This is a genomic window from Brevibacterium sp. ZH18, assembly GCF_022748595.1.
In the GTDB taxonomy this organism is placed as follows: Bacteria; Actinomycetota; Actinomycetes; order Actinomycetales; family Brevibacteriaceae; genus Brevibacterium.
The window spans coordinates 18396-41682 of record NZ_JALDSX010000029.1 but is presented as its reverse complement, the minus strand read 5'-3'; the positions used below and the strand labels follow the sequence as shown (position 1 = coordinate 41682).

General features: G+C 65.4%; 23 protein-coding genes. All 23 read left to right on the top strand.

The window, feature by feature from the left end; all coding sequences use genetic code 11:
• Positions 1 to 203 precede the first annotated feature (203 nt).
• Positions 204 to 764 carry an elongation factor P gene (efp, locus tag MPN20_RS11440; RefSeq protein WP_242782270.1) on the top strand — a complete coding sequence of 187 codons (561 nt, stop codon included), beginning with the start codon at positions 204 to 206 and terminating at the stop codon, positions 762 to 764.
• Complete coding sequence (gene nusB, locus MPN20_RS11435) at positions 765 to 1172, top strand: transcription antitermination factor NusB (RefSeq protein WP_242782268.1); 408 nt, start codon at positions 765 to 767, stop codon at positions 1170 to 1172.
• A 256-nt stretch (positions 1173 to 1428) separates the two neighbouring features.
• Positions 1429 to 1980, top strand: a complete 552-nt coding sequence (gene pyrR, locus MPN20_RS11430; protein ID WP_242782266.1) for a bifunctional pyr operon transcriptional regulator/uracil phosphoribosyltransferase PyrR — start codon at positions 1429 to 1431, stop codon at positions 1978 to 1980.
• Entirely contained in the window at positions 1977 to 2957 is a 981-nt protein-coding gene (locus MPN20_RS11425; RefSeq protein WP_242782264.1) for an aspartate carbamoyltransferase catalytic subunit, read from the top strand. The genes pyrR and MPN20_RS11425 overlap by 4 nt, the downstream gene beginning before the upstream one ends.
• On the top strand, positions 2950 to 4269 hold the full coding sequence (locus MPN20_RS11420) for a dihydroorotase (RefSeq protein WP_242782262.1): 1320 nt from the start codon (positions 2950 to 2952) through the stop codon (positions 4267 to 4269). The genes MPN20_RS11425 and MPN20_RS11420 overlap by 8 nt, the downstream gene beginning before the upstream one ends.
• Positions 4254 to 4748 carry a hypothetical protein gene (locus MPN20_RS11415; protein ID WP_242782260.1) on the top strand — a complete coding sequence of 165 codons (495 nt, stop codon included), beginning with the start codon at positions 4254 to 4256 and terminating at the stop codon, positions 4746 to 4748. The genes MPN20_RS11420 and MPN20_RS11415 overlap by 16 nt, the downstream gene beginning before the upstream one ends.
• Positions 4745 to 5896 carry a glutamine-hydrolyzing carbamoyl-phosphate synthase small subunit gene (gene carA, locus MPN20_RS11410; RefSeq protein ID WP_242782258.1) on the top strand — a complete coding sequence of 384 codons (1152 nt, stop codon included), beginning with the start codon at positions 4745 to 4747 and terminating at the stop codon, positions 5894 to 5896. The genes MPN20_RS11415 and carA overlap by 4 nt, the downstream gene beginning before the upstream one ends.
• An 8-nt stretch (positions 5897 to 5904) precedes the next feature.
• The gene (gene carB, locus MPN20_RS11405; protein WP_242782256.1) at positions 5905 to 9180 is read left to right on the top strand and encodes a carbamoyl-phosphate synthase large subunit; all 3276 of its coding nucleotides are present in this window, start codon (positions 5905 to 5907) and stop codon (positions 9178 to 9180) included.
• Positions 9180 to 10037, top strand: coding sequence for an orotidine-5'-phosphate decarboxylase (pyrF, locus tag MPN20_RS11400; RefSeq protein WP_242782254.1), 858 nt, complete (start codon positions 9180 to 9182; stop codon positions 10035 to 10037). The genes carB and pyrF overlap by 1 nt, the downstream gene beginning before the upstream one ends.
• Positions 10038 to 10187: 150 nt before the next feature.
• A complete protein-coding gene (mihF, locus tag MPN20_RS11395; RefSeq protein WP_242782252.1) occupies positions 10188 to 10499 on the top strand; it encodes an integration host factor, actinobacterial type in 312 nt (103 codons plus the stop codon).
• Between the two features lie 19 nt (positions 10500 to 10518).
• Positions 10519 to 11082 (top strand): guanylate kinase, encoded by a 564-nt coding sequence (gene gmk / locus MPN20_RS11390; protein WP_242782250.1) that lies wholly within the window; start codon positions 10519 to 10521, stop codon positions 11080 to 11082.
• A 12-nt stretch (positions 11083 to 11094) separates the two neighbouring features.
• Positions 11095 to 11430: a DNA-directed RNA polymerase subunit omega gene (gene rpoZ / locus MPN20_RS11385; RefSeq protein WP_242782248.1), complete on the top strand. Its 336-nt coding sequence runs from the start codon at positions 11095 to 11097 to the stop codon at positions 11428 to 11430.
• Positions 11427 to 12854: a bifunctional phosphopantothenoylcysteine decarboxylase/phosphopantothenate synthase gene (locus tag MPN20_RS11380; RefSeq protein ID WP_242782246.1), complete on the top strand. Its 1428-nt coding sequence runs from the start codon at positions 11427 to 11429 to the stop codon at positions 12852 to 12854. The genes rpoZ and MPN20_RS11380 overlap by 4 nt, the downstream gene beginning before the upstream one ends.
• Positions 12851 to 14053, top strand: coding sequence for a methionine adenosyltransferase (gene metK / locus MPN20_RS11375; RefSeq protein ID WP_242782238.1), 1203 nt, complete (start codon positions 12851 to 12853; stop codon positions 14051 to 14053). Before MPN20_RS11380 ends, metK begins: the two co-directional genes overlap by 4 nt.
• Entirely contained in the window at positions 14053 to 16425 is a 2373-nt protein-coding gene (locus MPN20_RS11370; RefSeq protein WP_242782237.1) for a primosomal protein N', read from the top strand. The genes metK and MPN20_RS11370 overlap by 1 nt, the downstream gene beginning before the upstream one ends.
• Positions 16426 to 16503: 78 nt before the next feature.
• On the top strand, positions 16504 to 17463 hold the full coding sequence (locus tag MPN20_RS11365) for a methionyl-tRNA formyltransferase (RefSeq protein WP_242782236.1): 960 nt from the start codon (positions 16504 to 16506) through the stop codon (positions 17461 to 17463).
• 5 nt (positions 17464 to 17468) lie between these two features.
• Positions 17469 to 18932, top strand: coding sequence for a transcription antitermination factor NusB (locus tag MPN20_RS11360; protein WP_242782235.1), 1464 nt, complete (start codon positions 17469 to 17471; stop codon positions 18930 to 18932).
• 1 nt (position 18933) lies between these two features.
• Entirely contained in the window at positions 18934 to 19596 is a 663-nt protein-coding gene (gene rpe / locus MPN20_RS11355) for a ribulose-phosphate 3-epimerase (RefSeq protein ID WP_242782234.1), read from the top strand.
• A 62-nt stretch (positions 19597 to 19658) separates the two neighbouring features.
• Positions 19659 to 20324 carry a nicotinamide riboside transporter PnuC gene (pnuC, locus tag MPN20_RS11350; protein WP_242782233.1) on the top strand — a complete coding sequence of 222 codons (666 nt, stop codon included), beginning with the start codon at positions 19659 to 19661 and terminating at the stop codon, positions 20322 to 20324.
• Between the two features lie 69 nt (positions 20325 to 20393).
• Entirely contained in the window at positions 20394 to 20657 is a 264-nt protein-coding gene (locus MPN20_RS11345; RefSeq protein WP_242782232.1) for a phosphoribosyl-ATP diphosphatase, read from the top strand.
• An 83-nt stretch (positions 20658 to 20740) separates the two neighbouring features.
• A complete protein-coding gene (gene hisG / locus MPN20_RS11340) occupies positions 20741 to 21580 on the top strand; it encodes an ATP phosphoribosyltransferase (RefSeq protein ID WP_242782231.1) in 840 nt (279 codons plus the stop codon).
• Positions 21561 to 22022, top strand: a complete 462-nt coding sequence (locus MPN20_RS11335; protein WP_242782230.1) for a PH domain-containing protein — start codon at positions 21561 to 21563, stop codon at positions 22020 to 22022. Before hisG ends, MPN20_RS11335 begins: the two co-directional genes overlap by 20 nt.
• Positions 22023 to 22024: 2 nt before the next feature.
• The gene (locus MPN20_RS11330) at positions 22025 to 23230 is read left to right on the top strand and encodes a CoA transferase (RefSeq protein WP_242782228.1); all 1206 of its coding nucleotides are present in this window, start codon (positions 22025 to 22027) and stop codon (positions 23228 to 23230) included.
• The last annotated feature ends 57 nt before the right edge of the window (positions 23231 to 23287 follow it).

Below are 23287 nucleotides of genomic sequence, written 5' to 3'. Positions count from 1 at the left end.
TCGTCGTGTCTATGTCCCCGGGTGAAGAGCCTGGCGGGGAAATTTATGTGAGGCACGACCCTTGGCTACGCGGGGACTATCTATGAGTCTCGTCGCCGGATGGCAGCACATGCGCGGGCTTGCTAGAATTGCTGATTGGCGAAACTGCCGGACCACGACAGCGACATGCGGTGGCCAAGACTGAAGCGAAGAAGGACGAATTAGTGGCGACAACCAACGACCTGAAGAACGGCCTTGTGCTCAACATCGACAACCAGCTGTGGCAGGTGCTCGAATTCCAGCACGTCAAGCCAGGCAAGGGCCCGGCCTTCGTCCGCACCAAGATGAAGAATGTCATCTCCGGCAAGATCATCGATAAGACGTTCAACGCCGGCACCAAGGTTGAGACCGCCAACGTCGACCGTCGTGACATGCAGTACCTCTACAACGACGGCACGGACTACGTCTTCATGGACGCCAAGGACTACGACCAGGTCAACATCCCGCCCAGCCTCGTCGGCGACGCTGCGAACTACATGCTCGAGAACCAGGACCTGCAGATCTCCTTCCACGACGGCACCCCGCTGTCCGTGGAGCTGCCTGCCTCGGTCGAGCTCACGATCACCCACACCGAACCGGGCCTGCAGGGCGACCGCTCCACCGGCGGATCGAAGCCGGCCACGCTGGAGACCGGCCATGAGATCGCCGTCCCGCTGTTCCTCGAAGAGGGCACGAAGGTCAAGGTCGACACCCGCACCGGCGACTACCTGGGTCGCGTCAAGTAAGTGTCAGCACGCACGCGGGCCCGCCGCAGGGCCCTGGAACTTCTGTTCGAAGCAGGACAGCGCGGCCTCGAACTCGACCAGGTCGTGACCATGCGGTCCAACGACCCCGAATACCCGATGAAGGAATACGCGGTCGAGATCGTCGAGGGAATCATGAGCCGACGGGACGAGATCGACGAAGTCATCTCCACCTACGCTCAGGGGTGGACGATCGAGCGGATGCCGGCAGTCGACCTCGCACTGCTCGAGATCGGCACCTGGGAGATCCTCTTCAACGACGACGTGCCGGACAAGGCCGCGATCGACGAGGCCGTGTCCCTGGCGAAGCAGTTCTCCACTGATGACTCACCCGGCTTCGTCTCGGGGATGCTCTCGCGCATCCTCGACGTCAAGCCGACCTTGATCTGAGGTCCGGCCCAGCCCATTGCGGGCTCGGCCGACCTCGGCACGGGACGCTGCCTGACAAGGCCAGCATGTCCGGCCTGGGACAGCATCTCCGTCCGGAGCCGGCATTTCTTGTCCGGGGCCAACGCTTCGGCAGGTCAGCTGCAGGAGCTGAGTGGTCCGGAGTGCGGACCTGCACATCGAGGCCGGGCGAGCGAGGTCTACAATCGAATCGAACCACTCCTTTAACCACCGTCCGGAGAGGCGGAGAAGGGGAAGCATGACACAGCGAACAGTGCTCGATGCCCCAGATATGAAACGTGCGATGACTCGAATCGCACACGAGATCATCGAATCCAACAAGGGCGCCGATGACCTCGTGCTCTTGGGCATTCCGCGCCGCGGAGTGCCACTGGCCACCAGACTGGCCGAACAGATCGCGTCGATCTCAGGCCGTGAAGGTTCGGCCGCCGACCTCGTCGGCAGCCTCGATATCACGATGTACCGCGACGATCTGCGCGGCGGGGCCTACCGGGCCCCCGAGCCCACGACAATCCCCGCAGCGGGGATCGACTCCAAAACCGTCGTCCTCGTCGACGACGTCCTCTTCTCCGGCCGCACGATCAGAGCCGCGCTCGACGCGCTCTCCGATCTGGGCCGTCCCGCGAAGGTCCGTCTCGCCGTCCTCGTCGACCGTGGGCACCGCGACCTTCCGATCCGCGCCGACCACGTCGGCAAGAACCTCCCCACCTCGAGCAGCGAACGCGTCAACGTGTCCCTGGCCGAGATCGACGGCGAGGACGCAGTCACCATCTCGGGAGGCCGCGAATGAAGCACCTCCTCGACACCGTCTCGCTCTCCCGCGATGAGGCGATCTCGATCCTCGACATCGCCGAAGAGATGACCCAGGTCTCCGAACGCGAAGTCAAGAAGCTGCCGGTCCTGCGCGGTCGCACGGTCGTCAACCTCTTCTTCGAGGATTCGACGCGCACCCGGCTGTCTTTCGAAGCCGCGGCCAAGCGGCTCTCGGCCGACGTCCTCAACTTCTCCGCGAAGGGATCATCGGTGTCTAAGGGCGAAAGCCTCCAGGACACCATCCAGACGATCTCCGCAATGGGAGCCGATGCGCTCGTCGTCCGGCACTCCGGCGCAGGCACACCGCACCGCCTCGCCCACACCGGTTGGATCGACGTTCCTGTCGTCAACGCCGGCGACGGAACCCACGAACACCCGACCCAGGCCCTGCTGGATGCGTTCACTCTGCGCCGTGCGCTGGGCGGATTCCCCGCCTCGGGGGCGGTCAAGGACGGACCACGCGGACGCGGGCTCGACGGTGCCAAGGTCGCGATCGTCGGTGACATCCTGCACTCGCGGGTGGCCCGGTCGAACGTCCACCTGCTCTCCCGCCTCGCCGCCGAGGTCCACCTCGTCGCACCTCCGACGCTCCTGCCATGGGGTGTTGAGACCTGGCCGGTGACCCTGCACTACGACCTCGACGAAGCTCTGCGCAGCGAAGACTTCGCAGCAGTCATGATGCTGCGGGTCCAGCACGAGCGCATGCACGAGTCGTTCTTCCCCAACGAACGCGAATACGCGCGACTGTGGGGACTCTCGGCAGCCCGTCTGGCCGGACTGCCCGAAGAGACTTTCATCATGCACCCGGGACCGATGAACCGCGGCTTCGAGATCTCCGCGGCCGCCGCGGACTCACCGCGAGCCCTGGTCCTCGACCAGGTCGAGAACGGAGTGAGCGTGCGCATGGCGGTCCTCTACCGCCTGCTGACCGGTCGGGAGGAGACCAATGACTGATTATCTGATCCGCGGAGCCGATGTCCTGGGCCGAGGAGCGGCCGACATCGCCATCCGCAACTCGACCATCGTCGACCCCGAGCTGCTCGATCCGACCAGCTCGGATGTCGAAGTCATCGACGCCGGCGGCCTCGTCGCCCTGCCCGGGCTCGTCGACATGCACACCCACCTGCGCGAACCCGGCAAGGAGGATGCAGAGACGATTCTGACCGGTTCGCGCTCGGCAGCCGCCGGCGGATTCACCTGCGTCCACGCAATGGCGAACACCGCCCCTGTCGCCGACACCGCCGGTGTCGTCGAACAGGTGCACCGGCTGGGCCGCACCGCGGGATTCACCGAGGTCGTCCCCATCGGCGCTGTGACCATCGGACTTGCCGGGGAGCAGCTCGCCGAACTCGGTGCTATGGCCCGCTCCGCGGCTCGTGTGCGCATGTTCTCCGATGACGGGATCTGCGTCTCCGACCCGCTGCTCATGCGCCGCGCCCTCGAATACGTCAAAACCTTCGACGGTGTCATCGCCCAGCACGCACAGGAGCCGCGCCTGACCGAAGGCGCGCAGATGAACGAGGGCGTCGTCTCGGCCGAGCTCGGACTGCCCGGCTGGCCCGCGGTCGCCGAGGAGTCGATCATCGCCCGCGACGTGCTGCTGGCCGAACACGTCGGCTCTCGACTCCACGTCTGCCACGTCTCGACGGCAGGCAGCGTCGACCTCATCCGCTGGGCGAAGTCCCGCGGCATCAACGTCACCGCCGAAGTCACCCCGCACCACCTCATGCTCACCGACGAACTCGTGCGCACCTTCGACCCGGTCTACAAGGTCAACCCGCCGCTGCGCACCGATGCCGACATCTCGGCCCTGCGTGAAGCACTGGCAGACGGCACGATCGACGTCGTCGGCACCGACCACGCGCCCCACACCGCGGAGCACAAGTGCAGCGAATGGACGGCCGCGGCCATGGGCATGGTCGGAATGGAGACCGCACTGCCCATCGTCGTCGAAGCCATGCGCGACTACGACTTCGACTTCGGCGACCTGGCACGCGTCATGTCGTCGTCCCCGGCCCGGATCACCGGAGCCTCGGGACACGGCAGCCTCGAGGTCGGTGCCAGCGCGAACATCGTGCTCATCGATCCGAACTCCGCGCACTCGATCGTGCCGGACGACCATGCCACGAAGGGACGCAACAATCCCTTCGCCGGCCTCGAAGTGAAGACGACGATCACCGACACGTTCTTCTACGGCCACCGGGTACTTGCCGGCGGCGAACTCAGCACACCCCACCCGGCAGGAGCGTCATGGACCGACCAGTGAGCGTCATCATCATCGCAGTCGTCTTCGTCCTGCTGATCCTCGCGATCACCTGGGGCTGGACCCGTCGCAAACGCAGCCAGGACGATGTCGCGGCACCCGTGAAGCCGCACATGGGCATCACTGCGGTGGCGGACCCCGTCGAGGGCTCGTACGTATCGACGACTCGGGCCGGCCATCCGCTCGAACGGGTCGCCGTCCACGGTCTCGGCATCCGCACCACGGGCGAGCTCGTCGTCACCGACGGCGGGGTCATCATGGACCTGGCCGGGCGTGAGGATTTCCTCATCCCCAGGCGCGACATCGTCTCCGTGGACACCACTGCCGGCATGATCGGCAAATTCGTCGAACGCGGTGGAATCGTGCGCATCACCTGGCGGCTGGGGGAGTCCCTCGTCGACACCGGTTTCCGCGCCCGATACGCCGCGAGCACCACACCCACTGTCGACCGCATCCGCGAAATGATCGAAGAGGCACAATGATACTGAACACCACCGCTGCCGTCCTCGTCCTCGAAGACGGCCGTACCTTCCGCGGCTCCGCCTACGGCGCCATCGGCGAGACCTTGGGCGAGGCGGTCTTCGTCACAGCGATGTCCGGCTACCAGGAGACGCTGACCGATCCGTCCTACCACCGCCAGATCGTCATCCAGACCGCACCGCACATCGGCAACACCGGCGTCAACGACGCCGATGACGAGTCCGCGCAGATCTGGGTCGCCGGCTACGTCATCCGCGACGCTTCCCGTGTGTCGTCGAACTGGCGCTCCCAGGGCGACCTCGCCACCCGACTCGAGGAATCGGGTGTCGTGGGCATCAGCGACGTCGACACCCGCGCCCTGACCCTGCACCTGCGCGAGGCGGGCGCGATGCGCATGGGCATCTTCTCCGGCCCCGCCGCCGAGGTCAGCGAAGCAGATCTGCTGGCGAAGGTTCAGGCTTCGCCCCAGATGTCAGGCGCCCAGCTGGCCGAAGAGGTTTCGACCACCTCGGCGAGGCTCGTCCCGGCGCAGGGCGAGAGGAAGTTCAGCGTCGCGGCCGTCGATCTCGGCATCAAGTCGATGACTCCCCAGCGCCTGAGCGAACGCGGCGTCGACGTCCACGTTCTGCCCGCCACGATCACGTTCGAGGAGATCCAGGCTCTGAACGTCGACGGCGTGTTCTTCTCCAACGGCCCGGGCGACCCGGCGACGGCCGACGACCAAGTCGAACTCCTGCGTGAAGTGCTCCGAGCCAAGATCCCGTTCTTCGGCATCTGCTTCGGCAACCAGCTGCTCGGACGGGCGTTGGGCTTCGGCACGTACAAACTGCCCTTCGGCCACCGCGGCATCAACGTGCCCGTCATGGATCGCACGACCGACAAGGTCGAGATCACGTCCCAGAACCACGGATTCGCCGTCGATGCACCACTCGACAGGGATGTCCCAGCTCCCCACGATGGTGATTTCGGTCGTGTCACGGTCTCCCACGTGTGCCTCAACGACGACGTCGTCGAGGGACTGCAGTGCCTCGACATTCCGGCGTTCTCCGTCCAATTCCACCCCGAAGCCGCGGCAGGTCCGCACGACTCGAGCTACCTGTTCGACCGCTTCCTCGACCTCATGTCCGCGTCCCAGGTCGCCCAGGCCTAAGGAGAACCATGCCACTCAGACAAGACCTCTCATCCGTCCTGGTCATCGGCTCGGGCCCCATCGTCATCGGACAGGCCTGCGAATTCGACTACTCGGGCACCCAGGCCTGCCGCGTGCTACGCGAAGAGGGCCTGCGCGTCATCCTCATCAACTCCAACCCGGCGACGATCATGACCGATCCCGACGTCGCTGATGCAACCTATGTCGAACCGATCGATCCCGACATCATCGAATCGATCATCGAGAAGGAGCGCCCGGACGCGATCCTGCCGACATTGGGCGGACAGACCGCGCTCAACGCGGCGATCGCCCTCCACGACGCCGGCACGCTCGAGAAGTACGGTGTCGAGCTCATCGGCGCCGACGTCGAAGCGATCCAGCGCGGCGAGGATCGGCAGAAGTTCAAGACCATCGTCGAGGAGTGTGGCGCCGAGTCGGCGAAGTCCGTCATCTGCCACACCATCGAGGAGGCACTGGCCGGTGCCGAGGAGCTCAACTATCCCGTAGTCGTGCGGCCCTCGTTCACCATGGGCGGGCTCGGCTCAGGCATGGCTTACGACGAGAATGATCTCCGCCGCATCGCCGGCGCAGGACTCGGCGACTCCATCACCCATGAGGTCCTCCTCGAGGAGTCGATCCTCGGCTGGAAGGAATACGAACTCGAGCTCATGCGCGACCACAAGGACAACGTGGCCGTCATCTGCTCGATCGAGAACGTCGACCCGGTCGGCGTGCACACCGGCGACTCGATCACGGTGGCTCCCTCACTGACCCTGACAGACCGCGAATACCAGAAGATGCGCGACATCGGCATCGATGTCATCCGGGCCGTCGGAGTCGCCACCGGCGGCTGCAACATCCAGTACGCCGTCGACCCGAAGACGGGCCGCATCATCGTCATCGAGATGAACCCGCGAGTCTCCCGGTCATCTGCACTGGCATCGAAGGCCACGGGCTTCCCGATCGCCAAGATGGCCGCCAAACTTGCTGTGGGCTACTCCCTCGACGAGATCCCCAACGACATCACCAAGGTCACACCGGCCAGCTTCGAGCCGACGCTGGACTACGTCGTCGTCAAGATCCCGCGCTTCACATTCGAGAAGTTCCCGGCAGCGGACCCGACCCTGACAACGACCATGAAGTCCGTGGGCGAGGTCATGGCCCTGGGCCGCAACTTCACCACCGCTCTCCAGAAGGCCATGCGGTCGCTGGAGCAGAAGGGGGCGTCGTTCGGCTGGGACGACCTGCCGAACATCGACGACGAGGACGTCCGGGAATCCGTCCTCGAGGCCATCGGCCATGCCACGGCTGATCGCATCCACTCCGTCCAGCGCGGGTTGGCGGCGGGCCTCAGCGCCGAAGAGATCTTCGACGCGTGCGAGATCGACCCCTGGTACCTCGACCAGATCCAGCTGATCAACGAAGTCGCCGAACACATCCGCAGCGCCGACGAACTCGATGCCGACGTGTTCAGGATCGCGAAGAATCACGGGTTCTCCGACGAGCAGATCGCCCACCTGCGCAGCCTCGACACGGGAGTGGTCACCGGAGTCAGGCATGCACTGCGCATCCGCCCGGTGTTCAAGACCGTCGACACCTGTGCAGGCGAATTCGCCGCCCACACCCCGTACCACTACTCGAGCTACGACGAGGAGACCGAGGTCGCGCCGCGCGAGAAGCCCGCCGTGATCATCCTCGGTTCCGGCCCGAACCGGATCGGACAGGGCATCGAGTTCGACTACTCGTGCGTGCACGCGACGATGGCGATCTCCGAGGCCGGCTACGAGACCATCATGGTCAACTGCAACCCGGAGACCGTGTCCACCGACTACGACACTGCTGATCGTCTCTACTTCGAGCCCCTGACCTTCGAAGACGTGATGGAGGTCTACCACGCCGAGGTTGCCGCCGGTCCCGTGCTCGGCGTCGTCTGCACCTTGGGCGGACAGACCCCGCTGGGTCTGGCGGACAAGCTCAAATCCGCCGGTGTGCCGGTCCTCGGCACCCAGCCCGAGGCCATAGACCTGGCCGAGGACCGCGGCGAATTCGGCGCCGTCCTCGACCGCGCCGGACTGACCGCCCCGAAGCACGGCACAGCAGTGACCTACTCCGAAGCCGAGAAGATCGCCGAGGAGATCGGCTACCCGGTCCTCGTGCGTCCCTCGTATGTCCTCGGCGGCCGCGGCATGCAGATCGTCTACGATCGCACTCAGCTCGTCGACTACATGGCCACGGCCACGGAGATCTCCGTCGACCGCCCCGTCCTCGTCGACCGATTCCTCGAGGACGCCATCGAGATCGACGTCGACGCCCTCTACGACGGCACCGACATCTTCATCGGCGGCATCATGGAGCACATCGAGGAGGCAGGCATCCACTCGGGCGACTCGGCCTGCGTGCTGCCCTCGCTGACTCTGGGCGAAGATGTACTCGAGCGCGTCCGCCATGCCACGGCGGCGATCGCCGAGGGCACGAACGTGCGTGGGCTGCTCAACATCCAGTTCGCCATCACCGCTGACGTGCTCCACGTCATCGAGGCCAATCCGCGAGCCTCGAGGACCGTGCCCTTCGTCTCGAAGGCCACATCCACACAGTTGGCGAAGGCCGCCGCCCTCATCGCGGTCGGCCGCACCATCGCCGATATGCGCGGTGACATGCTCCCGGAGACCGGCGACGGTTCGAGACTCCCCCTGGATCATCCGATCGCAGTCAAGGAAGCGGTCCTGCCGTTCCGTCGGTTCCGGACCGTCGAAGGCAAGGTCGTCGACTCGGTGCTCGGACCGGAGATGCGCTCGACCGGTGAGGTCATGGGCATCGACCACGACTTCCCGACAGCCTTTGCGAAGGGTCTGCTGGGAGCATCGATCAAGCTGCCGACCTCCGGAACCGTGTTCGTCTCCGTGGCAGACCGGGACAAACGTGCCATGGTCCTGCCGGTCAAGGAACTCGTCGACATGGGATTCGACGTCGTCGCGACGACGGGCACGGCAGCCGTGCTCTCGCGCTACGGCATCAAGACCACCCAGGTGCACAAGCACTTCGAGGCCGATGCCGAGGACCGCACGATCCTCGACTACCTCAACGCGGGAACCATCGACATGGTCATCAACGTTCCCTCCGGTCGGCAGGAGCGAGCCGACGGGTACGAGATCCGCGCGTCGGCGACGGCCAACTCGGTGCCGCTCATCACCACCCTCGCCGAGTTCGCTGCTGCTGTGACCTCACTCGAAGTCGTCCGCGACAAGAAGTTCAAGGTCCGCAGCCTGCAGGACTGGAGCGCCTGATGTTCGGCACCCGGCTGCAGGAGGCCATGGCCGAGCACGGACCGCTGTGCGTGGGCATCGACCCCCACGACCACCTCCTCGAGGCGTGGGGGCTGCCGCGAACGGCTGCCGGTGTGCGGGAGTTCGCACTGCGCACGGTGTCCGAGCTCGCCGGAGGAGTAGCTGCGGTCAAACCGCAGTCCGCGTTCTTCGAGCAGTACGGCTCAGCCGGAGTCGCAGTCCTCGAAGAGACCTTGGCGGCCTGCCGTGAGAAGGATCTCATCAGCGTCCTCGACATCAAACGCGGGGACATCGGCTCGACGATGGGAGCCTACGCCCGAGCGTACCTGGACCCCGTTTCGGCGCTGGCCGCTGACTCGATCACAGTCTCGCCGTACCTCGGCGTCGGTGCGCTCGACCCTGCGTTCGACCTCGCGGAGGAACACGATCGCGGTGTCTTCGTCCTCGCTCTGACATCGAACCCCGAAGGCGCGGAGATCCAGCACGCACGTCGCACCGCGGATGGCGGCAGCGCTGACGGATTCGGCGACTCGGTGGCCGGTTCGATCGTCTCGCACGTGGCCGCCCGCAACGCAGGGGAGCCCGCAGGCCGCTTCGGGCTGGTCGTGGGCGCCACGATCGGTTCGGCCGCCCGCGACCTCGGGTTCGACCCGTCAGAGTGCGGGGGGCCGATCCTGGCTCCTGGCGTGGGAGCGCAGGGAGCGGGAATCAGGGAACTCGTCGAGGTCTTCGGCGAGCCCGCGATCGCTGCGAATCAGATCCTTGCCACCACTTCGCGCGCAGTGCTGGGTGCCGGACCGCAGGGTCTGCGCACAGCCGCGGCCGCCTTGAACACCTCACTGACGCAGCTGCGCTGAACTCGTCTCCTGCACGGCAGCGGCGGCTGAAACTGACCGGTTTCGGCCGCCGCTGAGTTTTCTTTCCAGCTTTATGCCTCTCACGAGGGTTTTTGTTTTAGACTGAAGCAACTTCCCTACCTGCCCGTTTATGGTGACAGAGGAGATAATGTGGCACTCGAACCTTTGACCCCGCAACAGCGTTCAGCCGCTCTTGACAAAGCTTTCAAAGCCCGTCAGGCGCGAGCTGAAGTCAAAACTGCGCTGAAGAATGGTCAAACCGATCTGGCCGCCGTCCTGAAGAAGGCCGATGGAGACGAAGCACTCGCGAAGATGCGAGTTCTCGATCTGCTCCGGTCTCTGCCCGGCGTCGGCGACCGCCGTGCGGAGGCAGCCATGGAGGACGTCGGAATCGCTGCGTCGAGACGTATCAAGGGGCTGGGCGTGCACCAGAAGACCGCCCTATTGGAGAAATACTCCTGAGTGTGTGAACAATAGATCTGTGAATAATCGATTGACCGTCCTCGCGGGACCCACCGCGGTCGGAAAAGGCACCATCAGCTCGTACATCAGAGATCATCATCCCGAAGTCTGGTTCTCGGTCTCCGCGACCACGCGGCCGCGGCGACCCGGCGAAGTCGATGGTGTTCATTATCACTTCATCAGCGACGACGAGTTCGATTCTCTCATCGCCCGTGATGAGCTTCTCGAGTACGCAGTCGTGCACGGACGACACCGATACGGCACCCCGAGCGCACAGGTCAGAGCGAAACTGGACGAGGGCGTTCCCTCCCTGCTGGAGATCGATCTGCAGGGAGCACGCCAGGTCAAGGCCAAGATGCCCGACGCCCAGTTCGTCTTCCTGGCCCCGCCCAGCTGGGAGGAGCTCGTCTCCCGGCTGACCGGTCGCGGTACCGAATCCGCGGCCGAACAGGAACGTCGCCTGGCGACCGCGAAACAGGAATTGGCGGCCGAATCGGAGTTCGACGTGACGATCGTCAATGACCACGTTCGCACTGCGGCCGAAGAACTCATATCATTGATGGGTATATCCATTCCCGATTAGATTGGACACTCCTTGCCTGCACAACCTGAAGGCATCACCAATCCTCCGATTGATGATCTGCTCGCCGTTACCAGTTCGAAGTACGAACTCGTCGCCATCGCGGCTCAGCGAGCACGCCAGATCAACTCCTACTACGCACAGCTCCAAGAGGGTCTGCTCGAGAACGTCGGTCCGCTCGTGACCCCGGGAACCCATGAGAAGCCCCTGTCGATCGCTCTGCGTGAGATCAACGAAGACAAGATCGTGGCCCGCGAGGTCACCGAAGCCGATTTCGCTCCGGAGCAGACCGCAGAGACTGCGCAGCCTGTTGCCAGCAACGACGGCGCGATCGACTTCACCGACCAGTGAGAACCGTACTCGGCGTCGCCGGTGGAATTGCCGCCTATAAGGCGGCTCACGTCATTCGGCGGCTCCGGGAACTCGGGCACAGCGTCAAAGTTGTGCCCACCGCGAGCGCCCTGAACTTCGTGGGCGCCGCCACCTTCGAGGCACTGTCCTCCCAGAGCGTGACCACTGACGTCTTCGACGACGTCGAATCGGTCAATCACGTGCGCATCGGCCAGGAGGCCGAACTCGTCGTCATCGCCCCGGCCACAGCCAATGTTCTGGCTAAGATCGCCGCCGGGATCGCCGATGATCTGCTCACCGCCACGATCCTGACGACGACGGCTCCGGTCGTCGTTGCCCCGGCGATGCATACCGAGATGTGGCACAACCCGGCCACCGTCGCGAACATCGACACCCTGCGCCGTCGTGGCATCCACGTCCTCGAACCCGCCGTCGGACGTCTGACAGGCCCCGACTCCGGGCCTGGCCGGCTGCCCGAACCCGAGCAGATCGTCGACTTCGCGCTGGCCGCTGCGGGTCATTCGGCTGCAGCTCATCGTTCAGCAGATCATTCGTCCGCTGCCCATTCGTCAGCAGATCATCCATCCGCAGCCCATTCGTCTGCAGATCATTCATCCGCCGAGGCGGTCGCCGGCTCACGTTCGTCTTCGCTGCCTCTTGCCGGTCGCCGGGTCGTCATCAGCGCCGGCGGAACCCGCGAGGCACTCGACCCCGTGCGCTTCCTCGGCAACCGGTCGTCTGGCAAGCAGGGCATCGCCCTTGCCCGAGCGGCAGCCGCCGTCGGCGCTGACGTCCACCTCGTCGCTGCCAACGTGGACTCCGGTCTGCTGGCGAGTGTGCCCGACGGTGTCCGCATCACTGAGGTCGAGTCGACTCTCGAACTTCAATCGGCGATGCAGGAAGCGCAGTCGCATGCCGACGTCATCATCATGGCCGCGGCCGTCGCCGACTTCCGTCCAGCCGATCGCAACGATTCGAAGATGAAGAAGTCCGGGGGAGACGGGGTGACCCTGACCCTCGTGCAGAATCCTGATGTCCTCGTCGGGCTCGTCGGCTCTCGGCGTGCCGGGCAGCTCATCGTCGGCTTCGCTGCTGAGACCGGAGACATCACTCACACTGCTCTCGACTACGCGAAGGCGAAGCTGCTGCGCAAAGACGTCGACCTGCTCATCTTCAATGACGTCTCCGATGATCGTGCCTTCGGCCACGATGACACAGTGGTTCAGGTCCTCTCGGCCTCCGACGGCTCCGCCGTTCCTGCTCAGAGCAGTTCAGCGGCCGCCACGACTGGAGACGCGGTCCGCAGCGCGGACGCGGATGAGGTCGTCGTCGGACCCGAGATCCAGGGGACCAAGGACCATGTTTCGCAGAAGGTCATCGAGGCCATCGGGACCCGACTTCAGTGCGTAGAATCGACGCCGTGAGTAATTCAAATCTTCGCTTCTTCTCTTCCGAGTCCGTCACCGAGGGCCACCCCGACAAGATCTGCGACCAGATCAGCGATGCGGTTCTCGATGACCTGCTGCGCCAGGATCCGAGTGCCAAAGTCGCCGTCGAGACGATGGTGACCACCGGCCTCGTCCATGTGGCAGGCGAGGTCAACACCGCCGCCTACTCCGACGTCGCCGGCATCGTGCGCAAGCTCATCACCGGTATCGGCTACGACTCCTCGGACACCGGCTTCGACGGGAATTCCTGCGGTGTGTCCGTCTCGATTGGCAGTCAGTCCACCGACATCCATTCGGGTGTGACGAACCCCCTCGACTTCCGCGAGGCAATCGAGTCCGACCATGGGTCGAGCCTCGGCGCTGGTGACCAGGGCCTGATGTTCGGGTACGCGGACAACGCCACCGACGTCCTCATGCCCCTGCCCATCCATCTCGCCTCGCGGATGGCGGAGAAGCTCTCCGAAGTCCGCAAGACCGGTGCTCTCGACTACCTACGGCCCGACGGCAAGACTCAGCTGACGATCGGGTACGACGGTGATGAGGCGGTCTCGATCGAGAACGTCGTCGTCTCGACTCAGCATGCGGCCGAGGTCGATCAGAGCCAGCTGCACGCCGAGATCAAGGACTTCGTCATCGACCCGATCCTCGAGGGCTTGGACCTCGAGACCGGCGACGCGAACATCCACATCAACCCCGCCGGACCGTTCGTCACGGGCGGGCCGATGGGCGACGCCGGACTGACCGGCCGCAAGATCATCGTCGACACCTACGGTGGATTCTCCCGCCACGGCGGAGGCGCGTTCTCCGGCAAGGACCCTTCGAAAGTCGACCGCTCAGCGGCGTACGCGATGCGCTGGGTGGCGAAGAACGTCGTCGCCGCCGGCCTGGCCGACCGCGCCGAGGTGCAGGTGTCCTATGCGATCGGACGCGTCGACCCGATGGGCCTCTACGTCGAGACGTTCGGCACCGAGAAGGTCGACCCGAATGCGATCTCGCGGGCCATCCGTGAGGTCTTTGACCTGCGCCCGGCCATGATCATCCAGGACCTCGACCTCCTCCGCCCGATCTACTCGCAGACATCGACCTACGGTCACTTCGGTCGTGAGCTTCCCGGATTCACGTGGGAGGTCACCGACCGCGCCGACGATCTGCTGCGAGCTGTCTCCGCGGCTTGATGGACGAACCCCTTCCGATCGACACCGGCACCTCTGCCATCGGGCAGGTGCCACTGGCACCGGATGATCCTGTGGCACACGTGCTCATCGATCATCCGGTGCCGCATTTGGCTCGGGTCTTCGACTACGCGGTGCCGGAGAAGTTCGCCGAGGCTGCCAAGCCGGGTGTCCGTGTCCGCGTGAAGTTCGCGGGCCGCCTGCGCGACGGCTTCATCCTCGAACGGGTGGAGAAGTCCGAACATCTCGGCCCTCTGGCCGCGATCGAACGCATCACCAGCCCGCTCGTCGTCCTCACCCCGACGCTCCTGCGACTCTGCGAAGCCACGGCGACCCGCTATGCGGGGACGGTCTCCGACGTCCTCCGGTTGGCGATCCCACCTCGGCATGCCCGCGCCGAGAAGGCTGTGTTCAAAGCGGACAAGACTGTGCCCAAAGCGGACGAGACTGTGCCCAAAGCAGACAAGACTGTGCTTACGGCCACGGCCACGGCCACGGCGGAGAAGGCTGTGCCCAAGGCAGAGATCGCATCACCCGGAGCGAAGGCACCCGCTGTCACAGATCCGGATGCTGTGGAGGCGCCTGAGGTTGTCAGGACACCAGCGGTTCTCAGGACACCTGAGGCTGTCAGGACATCTGCGACTGTCGCACCGTCGGGCGCCGACTCCGAGCGGACCACCGGCACGCTCAACCGCCTCGGCGAATGGGTTGCGGGAGCAGCCCCGGCAGGCAGCGACGATTCCTTCCCCGCTGCCGAGCATCCGCGTCTGGCTCTGACCTGCGTGCCCGGTTCGACACCGGGTCTGAGCTGGATCGTCGCCGGCATCGAGGCGGCCCGGGCAACCCTGCAGACAGGTCAATCGGTGCTGTGGCTGGTGCCCGATCACCGTGAACTTGCGGTCTTGTCGGCCGCCCTCGACGCCGTCATCGCTGGCGCATCCGGCGCAACTGGCACTTCCGGCACTTCAGGCACAGCCGGCACTTCCGACACATCCGACACAACTGGCACTTCCGACACACCTGACGCATCAGGCACATCCGGCGCATCTGGCACAGCCGGCAACGATCCGATCACTGCCTACGAGGTGCTCAGCGCTGATCAGTCGCCCGAGCAGCGATGGACTGCGTGGCTGCGGGGTCTGCTCGGACACACTCGCCTGATGGTCGGTACCCGGGCGGCTGCATTCGCGCCGATGGAGGACCTCGGACTCATCATCTGCTTCGATGATTCGGACTCGAACTATCTCGACCAGCATGCCCCCTATCCGCATGCCCGCGAGGTGTGCCTGCTCCGCTCGACTATCGAATCGACGGGACTGCTGTTCGTCTCCACCGACCGCAGCGCGGAGGTCCAGAGGCTCGTCGAGATCGGCTGGCTGCGTGACGGCACACCCACCGGCCCCGCTCGCCGAGGTGGTGCTCCCGTGGTGTTCGTCCCCGACGAAGAGCGTGACCCCTTCGCCTGGCAGCGCATTCCCTCACGGGCCTGGCAGCTCATGCGCAGTGCACTGCGCCCCGGACCCAAGGACACCAACGAGGCAGGACCTGTCCTCGTCCAGGTCCCTCGTGCCGGCTACTACCCGGTCTTCGCCTGCGCCCGGTGCCAGGAGGTCGCCCGCTGTCCACAGTGCTCAGCCACACTGACCACTCAGTCGGAGGTCGGTCCCTTCGCCTGCCGGTCGTGCGGCTACCACAGCGACGCCTTCTCCTGCGGGCGCTGCCGATCGAACCAGGTCCGCTCCATCGTGCGCGGCCGCGGTCGGACCGTCGAAGAGCTGCGCAAGGCGCTGCCCGGCATCGAGATCCTCGAATCAGGCGGTGACGACATTCCCGTCGTCGTCGACGAGACTCCCCGCATCGTCGTCGCCACGACCGGCGCCGAACCCTACGCTCTCGGCGGTTATGCCTGCGCCGTGCTGCTGGACTCTCTGTGGCCCGGGCCCTGGATGCGCTCGATCGACGAAGGCATCAGCCGGCGCCTGAATGCTGCCGTCCTCGTCCGTTCACGCGAGAGCGGGGGAGCGGTCTACCTCGGCGATTCGGATGAGACGATCCGAGCAGCGGTGACGACCTTCGATCCGGTCACGACGATGTCGCGTCAGCTCACCGATCGCAGGGAACTCGGGTTCCCGCCGTATCGACGCATCGTCGAACTCAGCGGAGCCGGCACGGACATCGATGCCGTGGCCTCGGCCGTGCCCGAACTGAGCGAGCTCATCCGCGACGAGGACGGCGACGAGCAGAGAGCAGTCGCCGCCTATCCGATCGCAGCGGGAGAGAGCGTGGGAGAGACGCTGGCGCACATCACAGCCTCCCGGTCGGCAAAGAAGCTTCCGCAGGTTCGCATCCGCATCGACGATCCCCGGTCACTGTGAGAGCAGCCTGCCCGGGTCGCTGTGCCTCTGCGATCCCCGGTCGCCCCGACCCTCGAACGAACAAGTAGAATTCCTCAAGTGGATATCGTCTTTGCCGGAACCCCGGATGTCGCAGTGCCAGCCCTCGACGCCTTCGTCGAATCAGGACACCGCATCCGCGCCGTCCTCACCCGACCGGACGCGCCCGTGGGACGCAAACGCATCCTCACGCCCTCACCCGTCAAAGCCCGAGCGCTCGAACTGGGCCTCGAGGTCATCGAAGCCAGCCGACTGCGCGGAGACGTCATCACCCAGCTGCGTGCACTCGACGTCGACGCTGTCGCCGTCGTGGCCTATGGTGCGATTGCCGGACCAGCCGCTCTGGCCAGTGCCCGTCTGGGCTGGTTCAACCTCCACTTCTCGCTCCTTCCTGCCCACCGTGGGGCAGCCCCCGTCCAGCGGGCACTCATCGCAGGCGAGACCTGCAGCGGAGTGAGCGTGTTCAAGATCGACGAGGGCATGGACTCGGGCCCACTCCTGCGCCGCCTCGAACTGCCCCTCGACCATCCCGACGTCGCTGCCGCACTCGCGGACTACGCGGTCAAGGGCGCCCCCGAACTCGTGGCGGCTTTCGACGACCTTGAGGCCGGGACCGCCGTGCTGAGCCTGCAGACCGGCCAGCCCAGCCACGCGGACAAGATCACCGTTGACGACGCCCACCTCGACTTCAGCACAACCGCCGCAGCGGTCATCGATCGTTCCCGCGGAGTCAGCCCGGCACCCGGGCCTTGGGCCGAGGTCGACGGGAAGCGGACGAAGATCTTCGGGCTCGCCCTCGCCTCGGCGGACATCGGCGCAAGTGAGCCGGGGCTCCTGACCACATGGAACAAGACCGCTGTCCTCGGCTGCGCCGACGCCTGGGTCACCGTCGACACGATCCAGCCCTTCGGCAAGGCCCGCATGGCCGCTGTCGACTTCCTGCGCGGACACGGCGATGTGCGCTTCGACCCGATCACCACCACCAGCAGGCCGGATGCCGACCCCGAGCAAGGAGCATGAGACCGATGCGAGATGACAATCGGATGCCACGGAAGAATCCGAGGGATGGCCGGAAGCCGACATCGGGAGGACCATCGTCAGGACGACCAGCACCGCAGGCGAAGGGAAGGCCGGCACCGCAGGCGAAGAACCTTCCCCGCCGCATCGCCTGGGAGGTCCTCGTCGACGTCGAGACGAAGGACTCCTACGCCAACCTCCTGCTTCCGGCCAAGCTGGCCCGCACGCACATGGAATCTCAGGATGCCGCGTTCACGACCGAACTCACCTACGGTTCTCTGCGCCAACAGGAGTTCTACGACGCGATCATCGCCAAGGCTGCCAATCGTCCCATCGACAGCATCGATCCCGAGCCGCTTGCCGGGATGCGCCTCGGCGCCCACCAGATCCTGTCGATGCGCGTTCCCGATCACGCGGCACTCTCCGAAACCGTCGCCGTCGTCAAGTCCTATGCGCCGAAGACCGCAGGCTTCGTCAACGCCGTCCTGCGCCGGATCTCGGAGATCGACCGCGCCGAATGGCTGCGCCGGGTCACCGCTGGGGCCACCCCTGTGGGCAGCCAGTCCATCGAGTACTCCCACCCCGAATGGATCGTGCGCGCCCTGACCCAGGCGCTCAGGGGCCACGGCCGCTCAGCAGACGAACTCGTCGCCCTCCTCGAGGCAGACAACGCCGCCGCGAAGGTCAGCGTCTCCGCTCTGCCCGGACTCATCGACCGCGACGAGCTGCCAGGCCAGCCGACAGAACTCTCACCCATCGGCGTCACCCTGGACACCGCTGTGCCCAAGAACGTCGACGCCGTTGCCGCCGGTCGCGCCCGAGTCCAGGACGAAGGCTCTGCGCTTGTGGCCCTCGCTCTGGCCCACGCCGAGGCGCCGGCCGGGACCTGGGCCGACCTGTGTGCGGGACCCGGAGGCAAGGCAGCGGTCCTGGCCGCCGTTGCGAAGCAGACCGGTATCCAGCTCGACGCGTTCGACTCGAGTGAACATAGGGTCGAACTCGTGCGGAACTCGACCCAGGCACTCGACAACGTCACCACCCGAGTCCAAGACGCCCGCGATGCCACCGGCCCCTACGCAAAGGTCCTCGTCGACGTGCCCTGCTCCGGCCTCGGTGCCCTGCGCCGCCGTCCCGAAGCCCGCTACCGCCGCCGCCCGGAGGACATCAACGCCCTGGCCGCCCTCCAGCGGGAGCTGCTCACCGCGGCCCTGGACGCATGCGCTCCCGGCGGGGTCGCCGCCTACTCCACCTGCTCGCCGCACTATGCGGAGACGGTGCTCGTCGTCGACGACGTCCTGCGGGGCACCGACGTCGAGGTCCTCGACACCCCAGCCGTCCTCGCCGAGGTCACCGGATCCGCCGCCGACGGCTTCGCCTCGGTGAGCAGAGGAGGCGGACGGTACGCTCAGCTGTGGCCCCACGTGCACAACACCGACGGAATGTTCCTGGCTCTCCTGCGGAAGGCGAACTGACATGGCAATTGAGATCAACCCCAGCATCCTCAGCTCCGATTTCTCGGACCTGCGTGGTGAACTGGCCAAAATCAGCACCGCCGACATGGCGCACATCGACGTGATGGACAATCACTTCGTCCCGAACCTCACGTTCGGCCCGCCCGTGGTCGAACGGATCCAGGCGATCAGTCCGATCCCGCTCGACGCCCACCTGATGATCGCCGAGGCTGACCGCAACGCTCCGGTCTACGCAGAACTCGGCTGCGCCTCGGTGACCTTCCACGCCGAGGCGACCGCAGCTCCCGTACGCCTGGCCCGGGAGATCCGGAAGCTGGGTGCCAAGGCGAGCCTCGCGCTCAAACCGGCCACCCCGATCGAACCGTTCATCGACCTGCTCGGTGAGTTCGACCAGATCCTCATCATGACCGTCGAACCCGGGTTCGGCGGACAGAAGTTCCTCGACGTGTGCCTGCCGAAGATCCGCCGGACTCGTGAGGCGATCTCGGCTGCAGGCCTCGAGATCAAACTGCAGGTCGATGGGGGAGTCTCAGCCTCGACGATCGAACGCGTCGTCGACGCCGGCGCGAACTCGCTCGTGGCAGGCTCTGCCGTCTACGGGGCCGACGACGCCGCGCAGGCGATCGCCGAACTGCGCGAACTCGCCGCGAACCACTCGCACTGACCCGTAGACCACGCGTGCTGCTCCGGTCCTGAACCGAGCAGCGCCGATCGAAGAGAGCCGATATGGAACTGCTCAACTGGCTGAACACCCCGGCATTCGAACTGCTGGGCAAGCCCGTGCCGTACTCGGACCTGTTCGGCAACATCTGCGCCCTGGCCACCGTGGTCCTGGCGCTGCGCCGCAACATCCTGTCCTGGCCGGTCCAGATCATCGGCTCCATCCTGCTCTTCTGCGCCAGCATCTCGGCCGGGTTGGGCGGCAACGCCTCGCGCCAGGTCGTCATCATCGTCGCCGCAGTCTGGGGCTGGACGCAGTGGAAGAAGTCGCGGGAAGCCTCCGGTGAGGTCATCATCCGCTGGGCCACGTGGAAGGAGCGCCTGATTCTGCTCGGCGTCCTGCTCGTCGGGACCGGTGTCTTCGGGTTCATCCTCGCCTCCGGCGGCTGGTCATGGAATCCCTACCCGGACGCGTACATCTTCATCGGCTCGCTCGTGGCCATGTACGCCCAGGGTCGGGCCATCGTCGAATTCTGGTTCGTGTGGCTGGCCGTCGACCTCGTCGGCATCCCTTTGGCTGTGGCCGGTGGGCTCGTGTTCTCCGGCGCCGTGTACCTCTTCTTCCTCGTCATGGTCATCGTCGGCTTCCTCGACTGGTCGAAGCGGTCGAAGCAGACGATCTCCGCGCCCCACCTCGGTGCCACGGATGTCAACCGCGGCCCCGAGGACTGAGACCAGGAGCACGTCCGCCGAGTGAGACCCGAAGCAATCACTCCCGGGTCGATGTACTACGCTGGATGCGTGAAGACCTTTGACTCGCTCTACGCCGAACTCCTGCAGAAATCCCTCGAACGCCCCGACGGCTCGAAGACCGTCGCGGAACTCGACGCCGGAGTCCATGCGATCGGAAAGAAAGTCGTCGAAGAGGCCGCCGAAGTCTGGATGGCCGCCGAATACGAGACCAAGGACGAGCTCGCCGAGGAGATCTCCCAACTGCTCTACCATCTGCAAGTGCTCATGGTCGCCAAGGGCCTCAGCCTCGACGACGTCAACACCCACCTCTAGCCTTTCGTCCGTTCACCGACGACCGTGGTCGCCGAACGGGCATCCTCACAACTGCTGACGACGATGAAACACCGAAGGACACCATGCTGCGTGTAGCCGTGCCGAACAAGGGCGCCCTGTCCGAAGCCGCCTCCGATATGCTCAGCGAGGCCGGATATTCCACTCGCCGGGGCAGCAAGACTCTCGTCCATCAGGATGAGGTCAACGGGGTCGAATTCTTCTACCTCCGCCCCCGGGACATCGCGATCTACGTCGGATCGGGAATCCTCGACGCCGGCATCACCGGTCGTGACCTTCTGCTCGAGTCGAAGGCCGAGGCCCAAGAGGTCATCGGCCTCGGATTCGGTGCCTCCCGCTTCTTCTACGCCGGGGTCGCCGGAACCTACTCCTCGGCAGCCGAACTGGCCGGGACGCGGATCGCCACGAGCTTCCCGAACCTCGTGGAAGCAGACCTCGAAGCCCGCGGCATCGACGCGAAGACCGTGCAGCTCGACGGTGCGATCGAAGTTTCGATCCAGCTCGGCGTGGCCGATGCGATCGCCGACGTCGTCGAGACCGGCAGCACCCTGCGTGCCGCGGGACTCGAAACCTTCGGTGAACCGCTGCTCGAATCCGAAGCGGTCCTCGTCCAGCGCGAGGGCGCAGCCGAGACGGTCGAGGTGCTCAGGCGCCGACTCGAATCAGTCATGGTCGCCCGCCAGTACGTCCTCGTCGACTACAACATTGAAGAGCGCCTGCTGCCCGAGGCACTCGGCCTCACCCCCGGACTCGAATCCCCGACGATCTCCCCTCTGCAGGAGACCGGCTGGGTCGCAGCCCGGGTCATGGTCGAATCCAAAGAGGTCAACAACGTCATGGACCGGCTCTACGCAGTCGGTGCCCGCGCGATTCTGGTGACGAACATTGGCGCCTGCCGAATCTGAGTTCCGGATCTTCCGGCCCCGCCAGGTGCGGGTCATCAGCATCGTCGGCGCCATTGCGGTCTTCATCGGATTCGCGGTGCTGTCCGTGGCGCTCATCGTGGTCGACTGGAAGCCCTGGACCACGCTCGATTCCGTCTGGATGAACGTCCTGGGCATCATCTTCGCGGCCGCATTGCTGCGCGTCGCGGACATCCAGGCCCGTCCCAGCGAATCGGGACTGGCCGTGAAGAACATGATCCGCACACGCACCTTCGCCTGGGGGCAGATCCTCGGCGTCACGTTCTCGCCTGAAGGCGACGATCCGTGGCCGATCCTCGACCTCGCAGACGGAACCACGTACTCGGTGATGGCAATCCAGCACGCGGACGGACCCCGCGCGCACGAGGAGTGCCGACGATTGCGTATGCTCATCGCTAGATGGACCCACTTCAAGGAGGACTAGGAATGTCGAACGACTCACCCGCAGGTGACCAAGGCCCACTGACCGGATACACGGTCATCGATCTCTCACGCGCGCTGGCAGGCCCCCACGCCGGAATGATGTTCGGCGACCTCGGTGCTCGAGTGATCAAGGTTGAGAATCCGGGCAAGGGCGATGACTCGCGCTCCTGGGGCCCTCCCTTCGTCGGACCCGAAGACAACCCGCAGGCCACGTACTTCTTCTCCTGCAACCGCAACAAGGAGTCCATCGCCCTCGACCTCAAGTCCGAAACCGGCAAGTCCACCCTGCGTGAGCTCATCTCCCGCGCCGACGTGCTCATCGAGAACTTCCGCTCCGGTGTCCTCGATCGACTCGGATTCTCGACTGCCGTGTGCATGGAGATCAATCCGCGCCTCATCATCCTCTCCATCACCGGCTTCGGCCACGACGGCCCGGAGGCTTCCCGCGCCGGATACGACCAGATCGCACAGGGCGAAGCCGGTCTGATGTCGCTGACCGGTTCGGGTCCTGACGACATGCAGCGCGTGGGGGTTCCGATTGCCGACCTCCTCGCCGGCATCTACGGTTCCTACGGTGTGCTCGCAGCTCTCCTCGAACGCGAACGCACGGGCAAGGGCAAGGTTGTGCGGACCTCCCTCATCGCCGGCATGGTCGGCGTCCACGCCTTCCAGGGCACCCGCGCCACGGTCGCCGGTCAGAACCCGCAGCCGGGCGGCAACCACCACCCCTCGCTCTCGCCCTATGGCCTGTTCAAATGCAAAGAGGGCGCCGTGCAGATCTCGGTGGGCAACGAGAACCTGTGGCAGAAGTTCTGCGCCGCCTTCGACATCGACCCGGCCACCGAGGGCATGGAAGACAATGCTGTGCGCGTGGGCAACCGCGGCGCCGTCATCGAGCTCATCGAATCCCGGTTCGCGGAGTTCGAATCGGACGAACTCCTGGCCAAGCTCTCGGCCGCGGGCATCCCCGCCGGCACCGTCCGGACCCTCGAAGAGGTCTACTCCTGGGATCAGGCGCTGAGCCAGGGGCTCAAGGTCTCCGTCGACCACCCGGTCCTCGGTGACATCGACCTGCCCGGACCGCCGCTGCGCTTCTTCGACGCCTTCGGTGAGTCCGAGGTCGAGACCACGAAGAAGACGCATGATGCTCCGCCGCTGCTCGACGAGGACGCCGAATCCATCGTGGCCTGGCTGGATTCGTCGAACTAGACCTTCGTCCTCGCAGCATGTTCTCGGCAGTGATGCCGGTCCGATCCATCTGAAACA

Bases quoted from the DNA above. Each gene is read 5' to 3' on its own strand.
- carB (WP_242782256.1), top strand. From the start codon at position 5,905: ATGCCACTCAGACAAGACCTCTCATCCGTCCTGGTCATCGGCTCGGGC.
- MPN20_RS11420 (WP_242782262.1), top strand. From the start codon at position 2,950: ATGACTGATTATCTGATCCGCGGAGCCGATGTCCTGGGCCGAGGAGCG.
- hisG (WP_242782231.1), top strand. From the start codon at position 20,741: ATGCTGCGTGTAGCCGTGCCGAACAAGGGCGCCCTGTCCGAAGCCGCC.
- rpe (WP_242782234.1), top strand. From the start codon at position 18,934: ATGGCAATTGAGATCAACCCCAGCATCCTCAGCTCCGATTTCTCGGAC.
- pyrF (WP_242782254.1), top strand. From the start codon at position 9,180: ATGTTCGGCACCCGGCTGCAGGAGGCCATGGCCGAGCACGGACCGCTG.
- MPN20_RS11330 (WP_242782228.1), top strand. From the start codon at position 22,025: ATGTCGAACGACTCACCCGCAGGTGACCAAGGCCCACTGACCGGATAC.
- MPN20_RS11425 (WP_242782264.1), top strand. From the start codon at position 1,977: ATGAAGCACCTCCTCGACACCGTCTCGCTCTCCCGCGATGAGGCGATC.
- MPN20_RS11415 (WP_242782260.1), top strand. From the start codon at position 4,254: ATGGACCGACCAGTGAGCGTCATCATCATCGCAGTCGTCTTCGTCCTG.
- pnuC (WP_242782233.1), top strand. From the start codon at position 19,659: ATGGAACTGCTCAACTGGCTGAACACCCCGGCATTCGAACTGCTGGGC.
- MPN20_RS11360 (WP_242782235.1), top strand. From the start codon at position 17,469: ATGCGAGATGACAATCGGATGCCACGGAAGAATCCGAGGGATGGCCGG.
- MPN20_RS11370 (WP_242782237.1), top strand. From the start codon at position 14,053: ATGGACGAACCCCTTCCGATCGACACCGGCACCTCTGCCATCGGGCAG.
- carA (WP_242782258.1), top strand. From the start codon at position 4,745: ATGATACTGAACACCACCGCTGCCGTCCTCGTCCTCGAAGACGGCCGT.
- pyrR (WP_242782266.1), top strand. From the start codon at position 1,429: ATGACACAGCGAACAGTGCTCGATGCCCCAGATATGAAACGTGCGATG.